The following is a 14,760-nucleotide window of genomic DNA, read 5'->3' on the forward strand; positions in this document are numbered from 1 at the left end:
TGCAGCTGCGTGGCTGTGTCTTGACTTGCTTTGGCGAGGTCCGAATGCATCGGGCGTCCCATGAAAAACAGGATCATTTGAAAAATGGCCACATACGAAATCCTGATTGCCGATGACCACCCACTTTTTCGTAGTGCCTTGCATCAAGCGCTGACCCTGGGCCTCGGCCCGGACGTGCGTCTGGTGGAAGTGGCGAGCATCGCCGAACTGGAAGTGCGCCTGACGGAAAAGTCCGACTGGGATCTGGTACTGCTGGACCTGAACATGCCGGGGGCCTACGGTTTTTCCGGGCTGGTCCTGCTGCGCGGGCAGTACCCGCAGATTCCGGTGGTCATGGTCTCGGCCCAGGAAGAGCCAACCATCATGGTCAAGTCTCGCGAGTTCGGCGCCAGTGGCTTCATTCCCAAATCCAGTGACTTGAGTGTGATCCAGAAAGCCGTGCGCGCCGTTCTCGATGGCGACGTGTTCTGGCCGCCGCAGGCATTTGAAGCGGTCAGCGTCTCGGATGAGGCCAAGGCGGCCAGCGAAGGTCTTGCCAGCCTCACCCCGCAACAATTTCGCGTGTTGACCATGGTCTGCGAAGGCCTGCTGAACAAGCAGATCGCCTACGAGCTGAGCGTTTCCGAGGCGACTATCAAGGCGCACGTGACCGCGATTTTCCGTAAACTGAATGTACGGACCCGGACTCAGGCCGCGCTGCTCTTGCAACAACTTGAGTCAATTTCCAGCCATTAAAGGCTGGCAAATTCACGCTTTTTTGACTTTGGTTGAACTAGCTTTCCCACTTCTTTTTTGCCAGTTGCCCACTCTATGTCACCTTTCAAAGGCCAGACCGGCCTGAAACGTATTCTCAATGCTTCCGGTTATTCGCTGGACGGCCTGCGCGCAGCCTTCACCGGTGAAGCCGCCTTTCGGCAATTGGTGTTGCTCAACGTCATCCTGATCCCTTTGTCGTTCTTCCTGAATGTCAGCCGGGTCGAACAGGCGTTGTTGATCGCGGTATGCCTGTTGGCGTTGATCGTCGAGTTGCTCAACTCGGCGGTGGAAGCGGCCATCGACCGCATTTCCCTTGAACGGCACCCGCTGTCCAAGAATGCCAAGGACATGGGCAGTGCCGCCCAGTTCGTGGCGTTGAGCATGATTGCCCTGGTGTGGGCGGTGATTCTGCTTTAAGCGATCGTCGGCAGCACGATCTCGTCGCTGCGCTGGACCCCGGCGGTGAAGGCGCGGCACAGTTCGAGGAACTCGCGCATCGCCGAGGTCTGATACTTCTGTTTATGCCAGATGAAATAAAACTGTCGCGCCAGATCCAGATCCGGCGTCTCGACAGGCACCAGGCTGCCGCGGCGGAATGCGTCGCGCAAAGCCAGCCTGGAAATGCAGCCAATCCCCAAACCTGATTCCACTGCGCGCTTGATCGCTTCGGTGTGCTCAAGCTCGAGGCGAATGTTTAACGAAGTGCGGTGATGGCGCATGGCTTGATCGAAGGTCAACCGCGTGCCCGAGCCCTGTTCGCGCAAGATCCAGGCTTCGTGGCTCAACTCGTCCATGGTGGCCGTGCCACGCTTGGCCAACGGATGCTGGGGGGCGCAAAACACCACCAGTTCGTCCTCGACCCAGCTTTGCACTTCGATGTCCGGGTGACTGCAGTCGCCTTCGATTAGACCCAGATCAATTTCATAGTGGGCCACTTGTTGCACGATATTGGCAGTGTTCTGCACATGCAGTTTCACCTGGCTTTCCGGGTGGCGTTGCATGAAGCTGCCGATCAACAATGTGGCCAGGTAATTGCCGATGGTCAGGGTCGCGCCCACCGCCAGAGAGCCGAAACCGGACTTGCCATTGAGCAGGTCTTCGATTTCCTTGGCCTGGTCCAGCAGCGCCACCGCTTGCGGCAACAGTTGTTTTCCGAGGGCGTTGAGGCTCAACCGTTTGCCGGCGCGGTCGAACAACTGGCAGCTGCACTGGCGCTCCAGTTCGGTGATCGAGGTGCTCGCCGCCGATTGCGAGAGGTTGAGCAGGCCCGCGGCACGGGACACACTTTCCTGCTGGGCGACGGCGACGAATACTTGAAGTTGACGGAGAGTAAATCGCATATCGATATAACCGATAACCCTTATCTTAATAATCCATTTAACAGATATTGTCTCTGCCTTTAGAATGCGATGCAATTGCGCATATCACTGGCGCAGGCAAAATCTCCAGGAGTCCCACGTACATGAGCAACATGAACCACGAGCGTGTCCTCAGTGTTCACCACTGGAACGACACTCTGTTCAGCTTCAAGTGCACCCGTGATCCGGGCCTGCGCTTCGAGAACGGTCAGTTCGTGATGATCGGCCTGCAACAGCCCAACGGCCGCCCGCTTATGCGCGCTTACTCGATTGCCAGCCCGAACTGGGAAGAGCATCTCGAGTTCTTCAGCATCAAGGTGCCTGATGGTCCGCTGACTTCGCAGTTGCAGCATCTGAAGGAAGGCGACGAGATCATCATCAGCAAGAAGCCTACCGGTACGCTGGTACTGGATGACTTGAAGCCTGGCAAACATTTGTACCTGCTCAGCACCGGTACCGGCCTGGCGCCGTTCATGAGCGTTATCCAGGACCCGGAAACCTACGAGCGTTTCGAAAAAGTGATCCTGTGCCACGGCGTGCGTTACGTCAACGAAGTCGCTTACCGCGAGTTCATCACCGAGCACCTGCCGCAGAACGAGTTCTTCGGCGACGCGCTGCGTGACAAGTTGATCTACTACCCGACCGTGACCCGTGAGCCGTTCGAGAACGAAGGTCGCCTGACCGACCTGATGCGCAGCGGCAAGCTGTTCAGCGACATCGGTCTGCCACCGATCAACCCGCAGGACGACCGCGCCATGCTGTGCGGCAGCCCGAGCATGCTCGACGAGACCAGCGAAGTGCTGAACAGCTTCGGCCTGAAAGTTTCGCCGCGGATGCGCGAGCCGGGTGATTACCTGATCGAGCGTGCATTCGTCGAGAAGTAAGCACCAGTAACAGCTTTGTTTTACCTGTGGGAGCGAGCCTGCTCGCGATAGCGGTGTGTCAGTCGACGTCAATGTCGACTGTTACCCCTTCGCGAACAGGCTCGCTCCCACAGTTGTTTCTGTTGTTCAGCTTATTGCAGGAATGACTTCCAGGACGCGGATCAGCTCCGGTGTCGGGTAGTGCCAACGCACATCGACATCCCAGAACTGCGCGCCGTATTCCCGCTCGGGTGCAGGCGTCTGATAGGCCGGGCGCGGATCTTGCGCCAGGCATTGCTCGATCAACTCGACCAAGGGCTCTGCAAGGCGCTGGGCATGCTCCTGGGCCTGTTGCAGCGCTGTGTCCGTCCACTGCACGGGAATCAGTTGCGGCGCAGCGCTGGCGATGCTGTTGGCGGCGGTGTCGATGATGTCGGCGTAGGGCACGTAGGGTTTGATGTCGAGAATCGGGGTGCCGTCCAGCAGATCGATGCCAGAGATCCACAGCCGACCGGCTTCGACCTTGTCCAGTTTCACCACCGACTGCCCGATGCCATTGGGGCGGTGGGTGGCGCGGGTGGCGAACACGCCCATGGACTTGTTGCCGCCGAGGCGAGGAGGGCGAACCTTCAGGCGAGGCTTTTCCTCCAGGGCCTGGTGGAACAGGAACAGCAGCCACACGTGGCTGACCTGCTCCAGGCCCTGCACCGCGTCCCCTTGATCGAACGGCGCCACCAGTTCAAGCACCCCACGGGCGGCCGGGGCCAGTTGCGGCTGGCGCGGAATGGCGAACTTCTCCTTGAAGCAGGAGCGCACGAAGCCGATGGGGGAAACGCTGTAGGTCATGGTTTGGGATCGAGGCGGAATCAGGTAGGGCATGATGCCGTAAAGATCAAAAGATCGCAGCCTTCGGCAGCTCCTACAGAGGAATTCGTACGGCGTAGGAGCTGCCGCAGGCTGCGATCTTTTAAAGGCTGAACCCGCCATCCAGCGGAATGATATTTCCGGTCATGTAGGCCCCAGCGGTGCTCGCCAGACTGATCGCCAGCGCCGCCATCTCTTCCTCGCGCCCCCAGCGCTTCATTGGAATCAGGGCCGTATCCTGCGCCAGCGCCTGTTCATCATTGCCAATGTGCCGGGTCATCTTGCTCGGAAAGCGCCCCGGGGCGATCACGTTGAGGTTGATGTGCTGGCTCACCAGTTCGCGCGCCAGAATCCTCGACAGTTGGTGCAACGCGGCCTTGCTCGGCCCGTAGGCATACGCCTGCTCGCCGAAGGAGGAAATCCCCGCCACCGACCCGATGTTAATGATCCGCGCCGGATTCGCTTCGGAACCGGCCTTGCGCAGCAGGGGCAGGAACTGCTGGATGCAGTTGAACACCGAGGTCACGTTGAGCTGCATGACCTTCTCCCAGCCCTTGATCGGGTAGCTCTCCAGTGGTGCGCCCCAGGTGGTGCCGGCATTGTTCACCAGAATGTCCAGATGGGTGATCTGCTCGCCCAGGCGCGTGGCCAGTTGAAGGACGCCCTCTTCGGTGGCGAGGTTGGCCGCGATGGCGCGGCAGCGGCCAAGTGCACCGAGTTCGTCAGCGGTTTGCTGGCAGGCTTCGACGTCGCGGGCGCAGACGTACACGGTGGCGCCGGCCTCGACGTAGGCCTTGGCGATCATCTTGCCGATACCACGGGTGCCGCCGGTCACCAGGGCGGTGCGGCCTTGCAGGGAAAAGTAGGGATGCATGGCGAATCCTGAGAACTGAGGTCTTAATACCCTAGTCGTCAGCCGCCAGAAGCGGAGCCACTATTTTTACGCGGAATGAGGGGCCATATGGCCCGGCCTTGAACTGCATGCGTGCAGTTCAAGGCCGGCGGGCGTTTACTGCGGGCGAACGCGCAGGGTCAGGCCCTTGAGGAAATTGCGCAGCAGTTGGTCGCCACACGGGCGATAGTTGGTGTGGCCGAACTTGCGGAACAGTGCGCTCAACTCTGGCTTGGACACCGGGAATTCGGCGGCCTTGAGGATTGCGTGCATGTCGTCTTCTTTGAGTTCGAACGCCACCCGCAGCTTTTTCAGGATGATGTTGTTGGTCACCGGCACTTCGATCGGCTGAGGCGGACGGCTTTCGTCCTTGCCACGCTTGAAGATCACCAGGCCATCGAGGAAATGCGCCATGACTTCGTCCGGGCAACGTACGAAGCCTTCCTCGTCTTCCTCTTTTTTGTCGAGGTAGGTCAGCAGGTCTGGCAGGGTCACGTCCATGCCGCCGAGCTTGATGATCTCGATGACTTTCTTGTCGCTGATGTCGAGCATGTAGCGCACGCTGCGCAGTACGTCGTTATGAATCATGTGTGCAGTCCTGATATTCGGCTGTGGGCGTCGCGGCCAGGCGCGGCGCCGAAATGTGTGGCGGCGAGAAAAGCCTTAGAACTTCTCTTTGCCGGACAGGTAGCGCCATTGCCCCACAGGCACTTTGCCGATGGACACGCCGCCGATGCGAATGCGACGGATGGCGACGACCTTGAGGCCGACTGCCTGGCAAAGCAGGGCGATGATGCCCGGCTGCGGGTTCTTCATGGCAAAGCGCAGGCGGTTCTCGTTCTGCCAGCTGGCCTTGACCGCCGGCAACTCCTTGCCCTTGTAGGTCAGGCCGTGGTTCAGGCGGTTCAGGCCGTGGGCCACCATCTCGCCTTCGACCTCGACCACATACTCTTGCTCGATCTTGCTGGAGTCAGCGGTGAGTTTGCGCAGGATTTTCCAGTCTTGGGTGAACACCAGCAGGCCGCTGGCGTTGGCCTGCAGGTCGGTGCTGGCGGTCAGGCGCAGGAAGTGCCCGCGCAACGGGCGCTTGCCGTAGCGGTGCTCTTCGCTCAGGGTCTCGGCGCCGAGGGTGGCCATGGCAGTGTCTGTGTCCATGCCGGCGGGCACGTTGAGCAGCAGGGTCACCGGTTCCGGCGCGGTGGCCTTGGCTTCTGGATCAAGCTCGACTTTCTGGGTGTCGACCTTGAATTGCGGCTCGTCGATGACCACACCGTCGACGGTGACCCAGCCGCCCTCGATGAACAGCTCAGCCTCCCGACGGGAACAGCCGACGAGTTCGATGAGGCGTTTGGAGAGACGAATCGGGTCAGTCATGTCATGGCCGTAACAAAAAGGGGGTGGGCATTGTACCTGCCTGGCGCCGGTTAATCCCGGTTCCATTTGTAGGAGCTGCCGAAGGCTGCGATCTTTTGATCTTAAAAGCAAAGATCGCAGCCTTCGGCAGCTCCTACACGGGTATCGGTGTTGTGTCAGCCATGGTGTGAATTTTGTTGATCCTGACGCATACGCATGTGCAACAACGGATACGGCTGCCCCATGCCATCGACCTCCGAGCGACCGATGACCTCGAAGCCCTGCTTGAAGTAGAAGCCGAGGGCTTGGGGGTTCTGTTCGTTGACGTCCAGTTCGCAGGCATTCAGGTGTTCCAGGGCATAGCGCAACAGTTTCTTGCCCAGGCCCTGGCCGCGATGGTCAGGGTCGATGAAGAGCATTTCGATCTTGCCGGCCGCGACGCCGGCGAACCCGGTGATGCGCTGGTTCGAATCCTTGGTGCAGATCAGCATCACCGAGTCGAGGTAGCGGGTCAGCACCAGGTTCTTCAGCAGTTCGATGTAGCTGTCCGGCAGAAAGTCGTGGGTGGCGCGTACCGAGGCCTCCCAGACCCGGGTCAATTCTTCGTAGTCGCCGAGTTTTGGCGTGTGGATGACTGAATGCTGACGCATGCCCGTCTGCCTCTTGTGCAGTGGTTGATAGGAATCCTTTCAACCTCAAACAATAGCCGTAAAAAAGCCCCGCATCTCGTCAAGAGAGCGGGGCTTTGCGTATTTTTTGCGTTTAGATCTGTTCAGCCCACAGATCGTATTCGTCGGCGTCGGTCACTTTGCACCAGACCTTGTCGCCCGGCTTGAGGTTGCTGCCGTTGTCGATGAATACGTTGCCGTCGATTTCCGGGGCATCGAAGAAGCAGCGGCCCACCGCGCCTTGCTCGTCGACTTCATCGACCAGCACTTCGATCTCGCGGCCGATGCGCATTTGCAGGCGCGCCGAGCTGATGGCCTGCTGGTGCGCCATGAAGCGCTCCCAACGGTCCTGCTTGATGTCGTCCGGCACGACTTCCAGGTCCAGGTCATTGGCCGGTGCGCCTTCTACCGGCGAGTACTGGAAGCAGCCGACGCGGTCGAGCTGGGCTTCGGTCAGCCAGTTCAGCAGGTACTGGAAGTCTTCTTCGGTTTCGCCCGGGAAGCCGACGATGAAGGTCGAACGGATGATCAGGTCCGGGCAGATTTCGCGCCAGTTCTTGATCCGCGCCAGGGTCTTGTCTTCGAAGGCCGGGCGTTTCATCGACTTCAGCACTTTCGGGCTGGCGTGCTGGAACGGGATGTCCAGGTACGGCAGGATCTTGCCGGCGGCCATCAGCGGGATCAGCTCGTCAACGTGCGGGTACGGGTAAACGTAGTGCAGGCGAACCCAGACGCCGAGGGTGCTCAGGGCTTCGCAGAGTTCGGTCATGCGGGTTTTCACCGGAGCGCCGTTCCAGAAACCGGTGCGGTATTTCACGTCGACGCCGTAGGCGCTGGTGTCCTGGGAAATCACCAACAGCTCTTTGACGCCGGACTTGACCAGGCGCTGGGCCTCGTCGAGTACGTCGCCCACCGGACGGCTGACCAGTTTGCCGCGCATCGACGGGATGATGCAGAAGCTGCAGCTGTGGTTGCAGCCTTCGGAAATCTTCAGGTAGGCGTAGTGGCGCGGGGTCAGCTTGATGCCTTGTGGTGGCACCAGGTCGATCAGCGGGTTGTGGTCCTGGCGTGGCGGCACGACATCGTGCACGGCGTTGACCACTTGCTCGTACTGCTGCGGACCGGTCACGGCCAGCACGCTCGGGTGTACGTTGCGAATGTTGCCTTCTTCGACGCCCATGCAGCCGGTCACGATGACCTTGCCGTTTTCCTTGATGGCTTCGCCGATCACTTCCAGGGACTCGGCCTTGGCCGAATCGATGAAGCCGCAAGTGTTGACGACCACGACGTCGGCGTCCTGGTAGGTGGACACCACGTCATAGCCTTCCATGCGCAGCTGGGTCAGGATGCGCTCGGAGTCGACCAGTGCTTTTGGGCAACCCAGGGATACGAAGCCAACCTTTGGATTGGCCGGCGCAGGAGTGGTGGACATGTCTAACCTCGGTATTTTGTGACGTCGTTTGCCGCATAGGGCAAAACCGACGGACGGGCGCTTGAACTGCGCCTCTGATCAAAAAGTGCGCAATTCTAGCGATGAGTCGCTCACTTGACCAGCTTTATGCAGGGAAATACGACGAGTGCTGCGCTATGCTTCGCGCCGTTACGCTTTACTGATTTTTTACTGTCAACAAAACGTCTGTAACGTGAAGTAAAACAGCGCATGCTGCACGACAAAGCATAGTGCTTCTTTCAAAGAGGCCAGGGTCTGAGAAGTAGGAGTGGTGGATGGGTCAGGCAAGTAGTCAGGCTGCGGGTGCCGAGCATTCGGCGGTCAAGCCGATCGGCATGCTGGTCGCGGCAGTCGGGGTGGTTTATGGCGATATCGGCACCAGTCCGTTGTACACCCTCAAGGAAGTGTTTTCCGGAGGCTACGGCGTACCGGTCAACCATGACGGGGTGCTGGGGATTCTGGCACTGATCTTCTGGTCGCTGATCTGGGTCGTGTCGATCAAGTACATGATGTTCGTGCTGCGCGCCGACAACCAGGGCGAAGGCGGCATCATGGCCTTGACCGCACTGGCCCGGCGGGCGGCGGCGGGGCACGCCAAATTGCGTACGTTGCTGGTGGTCTGCGGGCTGATCGGCGCGGCGTTGTTCTATGGCGACAGCATGATCACCCCGGCGATCTCCGTACTGTCGGCGATTGAAGGCCTGGGGTTGGCGTTCGACGGGATCGACCATTGGGTGGTGCCTATCTCACTGGTGGTGCTGGTGGCGCTGTTCCTGATCCAGAGCCATGGTACGGCGCGCATCGGCATTCTGTTCGGGCCGATCATGGTGACCTGGTTCCTCGTACTGGGCGCACTGGGCGTCTATGGCATCAGCCAGCATCCGGAAGTCCTGCAGGCGATGAACCCGGTGTGGGGCGTACGTTTCTTCATGGTCCATCCGGGCATGGGGGTGTCGATTCTCGGTGCCGTGGTGCTGGCATTGACCGGTGCCGAAGCGCTGTACGCGGACATGGGCCACTTCGGCCGCAAGCCAATCGCTCGTGCCTGGTTCATCCTCGTGCTGCCGGCGCTGGTGTTGAACTATTTTGGTCAAGGGGCCTTGCTGCTGGGCGACCCGGAAGCTGCCCGTAACCCCTTCTACCTGCTGGCACCGAGCTGGGCATTGATCCCGCTGGTCGGGCTGTCGACCATGGCCACGGTGATTGCCTCGCAAGCAGTGATTTCCGGTGCGTTCTCCCTGACCCGCCAGGCGATCCAGCTTGGTTACATCCCGCGCATGCACATCCAGCACACCTCCAGCGCCGAACAGGGCCAGATCTACATCGGTGCGGTGAACTGGGCGTTGATGGTCGGCGTGGTGTTGTTGGTGCTGGGTTTCGAATCCTCCGGCGCCCTGGCCTCGGCCTACGGCGTGGCGGTGACCGGGACCATGCTGATGACCAGCATTCTGGTATCCGCGGTGATCCTGCTGCTGTGGAAGTGGCCTCCGGTGCTGGTGGTGCCGGTCCTGCTGGGTTTCCTGTTGGTAGACGGTGTGTACTTCGCCGCCAACGTGCCGAAAATCGTTCAGGGCGGTGCATTCCCGGTCATCGCCGGTTTCGCGCTGTTTGTGCTGATGACCACCTGGAAACGCGGCAAGCAGTTGCTGGTCGAGCGTATCGATGAGGGTGGCTTGCCGCTGCCGATCTTCATCAGCAGCATTGCCGTACAGCCTCCCCATCGTGTTCAGGGCACCGCCGTGTTCCTGACGGCACGCCCGGATGCCGTGCCCCACGCGCTGTTGCACAACCTGCTGCATAACCAGGTGCTACACGAGCAAGTGGTGCTGCTGACGGTGGTGTACGAAGACATCCCGCGGGTGCCGCCAACACGACGGTTCGAGGTCGATGCCTATGGCGAAGGTTTCTTCCGGGTGATCCTGCACTTCGGCTTTACCGACGAACCGGACGTACCGAAAGCGCTGAAACTGTGCCACCTCGATGAGCTGGACTTCAGCCCGATGCGCACCACCTACTTCCTCAGCCGCGAAACGGTCATCGCCTCCAAGCTCGAAGGCATGTCGCGCTGGCGTGAGGCGCTGTTCGCCTTTATGTTGCAGAACGCCAACGGCAATTTGCGTTTCTTCAATCTGCCGCTGAACCGGGTGATTGAGTTGGGGACGCAGGTGGAAATGTAAGCCTCATCAAAAAGCCCCCGTTGCCATTGCGGCAGCGGGGGCTTTTGTGTTCTAGGGCAAGAGTAAGTTCAAAAGATCGCAGCCTTCGGCAGCTCCTACATTGGAATGTGTACACCCTGTAGGAGCTGCCGAAGGCTGCGATCTTTTTGGGAGGCTCTATCAGATCACTCCTGAGCGGTCGTTTCGGCTTCCTTCACCTGCCGCTTCTCAATCACATCCACCAGGCGCTTGGCCAGCGCCGGATAGTTCTCGTCGAAGTGATGACCGCCAGGCAGTTTGATGGCTTCGCCCACCGCCGTCTTGTCGGTGCAGCCACTCTCGTCGGTTTCTTCCTCACCGTAGATGCACACTACTTTGGCGGCTGGCAGCTTGGCCATTTCCGGGCCGGTGGCGGCTTCCTTGCCGGCGTTGCCGAGCCAGCCTTCGACTTCGATCTCGAAGCTGCCGGTACGGGCGAAGGCCAGCAGGATAATTGCGTCGACGCGTTGCTGTTCCGATTCGGCCAGGCGGTTGTAGATCGCCGGCAGTACGTCGGCACCGAACGAGTAACCGGTCAGGATGAAGCGTTTGGTGCCCCATTTCTGCCGGTAGTGTTGCATCAGTTCAGCCAGGTCCAGCGCGCTTTGCTCCGGGCTCTTGTGCTGCCAGTAGTAGCGCAGGGTGTCGATGCCGACCACCGGGTAGCCGATCTTGGCCATCTCGCCCGCCACGTCGCGGTCGAGGTCGCGCCAGCCACCGTCACCGGACAGGAACAGGGTCACGGTGTCCCTGGCCTGGCCTGCTGGCACTTCGACCACCGGGATCTGCAGGCCGCCAGCGGCTTTGTCGCCGCCGACGAGGATCTTGCGCAGTTCGTTGTTCAGCACCTGCGGCAGGTTGATGTCGTAGTCGCTGATGCTGGTTTCGGCGTTCGGTTGATCACGCACAAAGCCGGCGCTGGTGTCGTCCGGGTTGTCGTTCCACGCCGCCAGCCAGTGGCCGTGGGCGGCGCTTTTGGGCAACAGGTGCGTGCAGCCACCCTTTTCCAGGGCCAGGTCGACCGAGACGGCCTGGGCCTTGTCGTCCTTTTGCTCGGACAACCAGCGCCAGGCCAGCACGGCGCCAGGGCCGATGCCGCTGACCAGGGTCGCCGGGCCTTTGAGTTCCCGCAGCCCCGATTGCAGGGCACGGCTTTGCAGCAGGCAATCCTTGGGCAGGATCACCTGGACAATTTGCGCCGAACCGCTGCGGCTCAGGGTCATCAATTGCTTGTCGCTGAGTTTCTGGTCTTCGTTGACCGCCACCAGCACCTGGGCGCGTGGCGTGGTGCCGGGGATGACACGGGTCATCACCGCACCATCGGTCGGGGTCAGCAATTGGAGGGTCGGTTCCGGTGCCGGGCGTTTCAGGTACCAGAAACCGCCTCCGAGAATCAGGGTCACTATCACCAGCGTGCCCAATACATACCGCAAGGAGCGTTGAATCATCAGCGTTTCACCAATCCGGTCAAGCCGCCCGCGATCAGGGCGGCAGTGTCGGCCAGCGCAACCAGCGGATCGAGTCCGGCGGGCACGGCCATATAACGGGGTTCCCAATCAGGCTGGAACTTGTCTTTGAAGCGGCGCAAGCCCTGGAAGTTGTACAGCTGCTCACCACGGCGGAATACCATCGAGCCCAGGCGCTGGGTCAATGGCGCGCCGCGACGGGGTTGCAACCCCGACAACGGCACCATGCCCAGGCTGAAACGCGCGTATCCATGGTTTTTATAATGTTGAATCAGGCCGACCATCATGAACTCCATGGTCAGCTTCGGGGCATCCGGATGCGCACGCATCAGGTCGAGGCTGGCCAGGTCATGGCCGTAGGTCTCGAGCAGGTTGGCGAACGCCACCGGGCGCCCTTCGAAACGAATCACCGCGATGCGGAAATGCTTGAGGTAGTCATCGCTGAAGCGGCCCAGCGAAAAACCTTTCTCGCGGACGTTCTTGCCGGTCAGCCAGGCATCGGAAATCACCTTGAGTTCTTCCATCGGCGCCAGGCCCGGCTCATGGATTTCCAGGGACAGGCCGTCACGGGTGCCACGGTTCCAGGTGTAGCGCAGATCCTTCATCTCCTTGCCCTTGGCTTCGAGATCAAAACGCTTGAGGTCGACCCGGGCTTCTTCGCCGAGCTTGATCGCGGTCAGGCCGATGTCCATGTAGTACGGCAGGTTCTCTGCACGCACTTGATAGAACACGGGACGGGCGTGGTGGATGTCGCACAGGTCGCGGAACTGCCAGATCATTTCCGCCCGTTGCTGGCCCGGGCCGATCGGGTCATACAGCGCCACCAGGCTGCGGCCGCGACGGGCGTACATCAGGAAGGCTTCGTCATTGGGGTGAAACAGCAGCGCCTTGTCACCGGTCAGGGCCAGGCCGCCATCCGGTTGGGCCGATGCCATGAGGATCTTGCTGGCGCGCTCCAGTTCGTCGGGCGTGGGCAGGTGAATAACCGGGCGCGCGGTGCGCAGCAGCCAGGTCAGGGACACCACCACCAGCAGCACAGCGGCGCCGAGCAGCGAACGCAGGCCGCGAGGGGCGTCGGCGTCCAGGGTGAACTGCCACCAGAGTTGGTGGCTGTAGGGAACGTCCTGGTAGGCGAACAGCAGCAGCCACATCGACGCACCGAGTACGCACAGGCTGGCCACCAGATACAAGGGCGAGAAGGGCAGTTCGGTCAGGCGGCTCGGGCGATAGAACGAGCGGCGGAATACCCCGAGCAGGCTCGCCGTCAGCACCATCAGGCTGGCTTCTTCCCAGTCGAAGCCTTTGAGCAGCGAGAGCAGGGCACCCACCAGCAATAGAATGGTGGTCAGCATCCACGCGGCCGACAGCCGGCGACGCAGCCCCTGGGCCAGCAACAGGCAAAGTACGCCGACCAGGCTGGCACCGAAGTGCGAGGCATCGACCAGTCGATGGGGGATCAGAAAACCGATGTGTTCCAGGCGGGTATCGATTTCCGGGGTGGCGCCGGAGAACAGCAGGACAACACCGGACAGGAACACCAGCACCGCCAGTATCGGAGCCGCCAGGCCCGAGGCCGCGCGCAACGTCTGGCGTGTCTGGAACAGGCGCTGGCCTTCGTTGATCAGCAGCAACAGGCAGGCCACCAGCAAGGGCAAGACCACATAGATCAAACGATAGAGCAGCAGGGCAGCCGCCAGTGGCGCAGCGCCCAGGGTGTCGGAAAAGGCCGCCAGCAAAATGGCCTCGAACACCCCGACGCCGCCCGGCACATGGCTGAGCACGCCCGCGGCCAGGGCCAGCAGGTACACCAGAAGGAAAGCACCGAAGGGCGGTGTTTCCGGCAGCAGCAGATAGAGCACCGTGGCAGCGGCGGCGACGTCCAGGGCGGTGATGATCAATTGCAGGAATGTCAGGCGACGCCCGGGCAGGCGCAAGGTGCGGCGTCCGACCCTGACCAGCAGGTTGTCCGGGTAAGGCTGTTCCGGCAGCCGACGACGGTAGATACCGATGGCCAGCACCGAGAACAGCACGAGCACGGCGCTCGCCACCACACCCAGCAACGTCTCGGAGAGACCCAGGGCGGTGGACGCGGCTGGCAGGTCACTGAGCGTTGCCAGGGCGGCCAGGGGTGGCAGGGCGCAACCCAGCGAGAGGCTGGCGAACAACGTCATGCGCGCGACTTCAGCCGCTCCCAGGCCATGACGGGCATAGAGGCGATAGCGAACCGAACCGCCAGACAACATTGAAAGACCAATGGCGTTGCCGATGGCAAAGGCCGTGAAACCACCCAGCGCCAATTCACGCGGTGCCAGGCTCACTCCGGCATAGCGGCTGGCCGACCATTCGTAGCCGAGCAGAATGATGAAGCCCGCCACGGTAGCGCCCAGTGCGCCCATCAAGGCAGGTTTTGGAACATCGAGGATCGAATCGTGCAGCGCGTAAAGGTCGAGTTCGCTCAACAGGTGGCGACAGGCAATCAGCGCGATCGCGAACAGCAGCAGGGTGACCGCCAGGCCAATGGGTTGACGGTACTTGCTCAATCGATCAAGCAGGCGCAGGCGCTCGGCATTGATCGGTTGTTCCGCTGTGACAGTGTCTTGTGAATCAGACGAGTTGGCGCGCATCAATCACCTCTTGGATTGTGCGCGACAGGATGGAGGTATCCAGCCAAGTTACCAATCCCTGTAGAAAAAAATAATCACAAATATTAACGCCTATCACCGGAAGCGGGGACGGCGCGTCATCAGTCGTGAAGGCTTCAGCCTGCGATAGAGCATAGTTCGAACCCGGCGCATGGGGGCTTCCAAAACGGCTTGCTACACAGTGACAGGTCATTGTTGCGAAAGGACTTTTTCAACAGATACAAAAAAGGCCACTCTTTCGAGTAGCCTTTTT

At 60.7% G+C, this 14,760-nt stretch carries 13 protein-coding genes; 4 read left to right on the forward strand and 9 right to left on the reverse strand.

Annotation, left to right across the window (positions count from 1 at the left end; all coding sequences use genetic code 11):
- Positions 1 to 84 precede the first annotated feature (84 nt).
- Both erdR and ASD95_RS19670 read left to right on the forward strand, forming a co-directional pair.
- Entirely contained in the window at positions 85 to 735 is a 651-nt protein-coding gene (erdR, locus tag ASD95_RS19665) for a response regulator transcription factor ErdR (protein WP_008054094.1), read from the forward strand.
- Positions 736 to 810: 75 nt separating this feature from the next.
- Positions 811 to 1,173: a diacylglycerol kinase gene (locus ASD95_RS19670; RefSeq protein WP_015093791.1), complete on the forward strand. Its 363-nt coding sequence runs from the start codon at positions 811 to 813 to the stop codon at positions 1,171 to 1,173.
- Here the strand turns inward: ASD95_RS19670 and ASD95_RS19675 are convergent.
- On the reverse strand, positions 1,170 to 2,096 hold the full coding sequence (locus ASD95_RS19675; protein ID WP_056720912.1) for a LysR family transcriptional regulator: 927 nt from the start codon (positions 2,094 to 2,096) through the stop codon (positions 1,170 to 1,172). The two genes, ASD95_RS19670 and ASD95_RS19675, sit on opposite strands and share 4 nt — an antisense overlap.
- A gap of 122 nt (positions 2,097 to 2,218) precedes the next feature.
- On the opposite strand from ASD95_RS19675, the gene fpr reads away from it, so the two are divergent.
- Positions 2,219 to 2,998 (forward strand): ferredoxin-NADP reductase, encoded by a 780-nt coding sequence (gene fpr, locus ASD95_RS19680; RefSeq protein WP_008054100.1) that lies wholly within the window; start codon positions 2,219 to 2,221, stop codon positions 2,996 to 2,998.
- Between the two features lie 126 nt (positions 2,999 to 3,124).
- Here the strand turns inward: fpr and tsaA are convergent, their stop codons facing one another.
- From tsaA to rimO, 6 genes are all read right to left on the reverse strand, one after another.
- Positions 3,125 to 3,823, reverse strand: a complete 699-nt coding sequence (gene tsaA / locus ASD95_RS19685) for a tRNA (N6-threonylcarbamoyladenosine(37)-N6)-methyltransferase TrmO (protein WP_056720910.1) — start codon at positions 3,821 to 3,823, stop codon at positions 3,125 to 3,127.
- 121 nt (positions 3,824 to 3,944) lie between these two features.
- The gene (locus ASD95_RS19690) at positions 3,945 to 4,715 is read right to left on the reverse strand and encodes an SDR family oxidoreductase (protein WP_056720908.1); all 771 of its coding nucleotides are present in this window, start codon (positions 4,713 to 4,715) and stop codon (positions 3,945 to 3,947) included.
- 135 nt (positions 4,716 to 4,850) lie between these two features.
- Entirely contained in the window at positions 4,851 to 5,321 is a 471-nt protein-coding gene (locus tag ASD95_RS19695; protein WP_046816549.1) for a DUF1456 family protein, read from the reverse strand.
- Positions 5,322 to 5,396: 75 nt separating this feature from the next.
- Complete coding sequence (locus ASD95_RS19700; protein WP_056720907.1) at positions 5,397 to 6,107, reverse strand: rRNA pseudouridine synthase; 711 nt, start codon at positions 6,105 to 6,107, stop codon at positions 5,397 to 5,399.
- A gap of 155 nt (positions 6,108 to 6,262) precedes the next feature.
- The gene (locus tag ASD95_RS19705) at positions 6,263 to 6,736 is read right to left on the reverse strand and encodes an acetyltransferase (RefSeq protein WP_056720905.1); all 474 of its coding nucleotides are present in this window, start codon (positions 6,734 to 6,736) and stop codon (positions 6,263 to 6,265) included.
- 112 nt (positions 6,737 to 6,848) lie between these two features.
- Positions 6,849 to 8,186 (reverse strand): 30S ribosomal protein S12 methylthiotransferase RimO, encoded by a 1,338-nt coding sequence (gene rimO, locus ASD95_RS19710; RefSeq protein ID WP_056720903.1) that lies wholly within the window; start codon positions 8,184 to 8,186, stop codon positions 6,849 to 6,851.
- A gap of 293 nt (positions 8,187 to 8,479) precedes the next feature.
- Between rimO and ASD95_RS19715 the strand changes: the two genes are divergently transcribed.
- Positions 8,480 to 10,381, forward strand: coding sequence for a potassium transporter Kup (locus ASD95_RS19715; protein ID WP_056720900.1), 1,902 nt, complete (start codon positions 8,480 to 8,482; stop codon positions 10,379 to 10,381).
- A 164-nt stretch (positions 10,382 to 10,545) separates the two neighbouring features.
- Here the strand turns inward: ASD95_RS19715 and ASD95_RS19720 are convergent, their stop codons facing one another.
- Together ASD95_RS19720 and mprF are read right to left on the reverse strand one after the other, a co-directional pair.
- A complete protein-coding gene (locus ASD95_RS19720; RefSeq protein ID WP_056720898.1) occupies positions 10,546 to 11,847 on the reverse strand; it encodes a virulence factor family protein in 1,302 nt (433 codons plus the stop codon).
- Positions 11,847 to 14,489, reverse strand: coding sequence for a bifunctional lysylphosphatidylglycerol flippase/synthetase MprF (gene mprF / locus ASD95_RS19725; RefSeq protein WP_056720896.1), 2,643 nt, complete (start codon positions 14,487 to 14,489; stop codon positions 11,847 to 11,849). The genes ASD95_RS19720 and mprF overlap by 1 nt, the downstream gene beginning before the upstream one ends.
- Positions 14,490 to 14,760: the final 271 nt, after the last annotated feature.

It is taken from the genome of Pseudomonas sp. Root71, assembly GCF_001429045.1.
GTDB lineage: Bacteria > Pseudomonadota > Gammaproteobacteria > Pseudomonadales > Pseudomonadaceae > Aquipseudomonas > Aquipseudomonas monachiensis.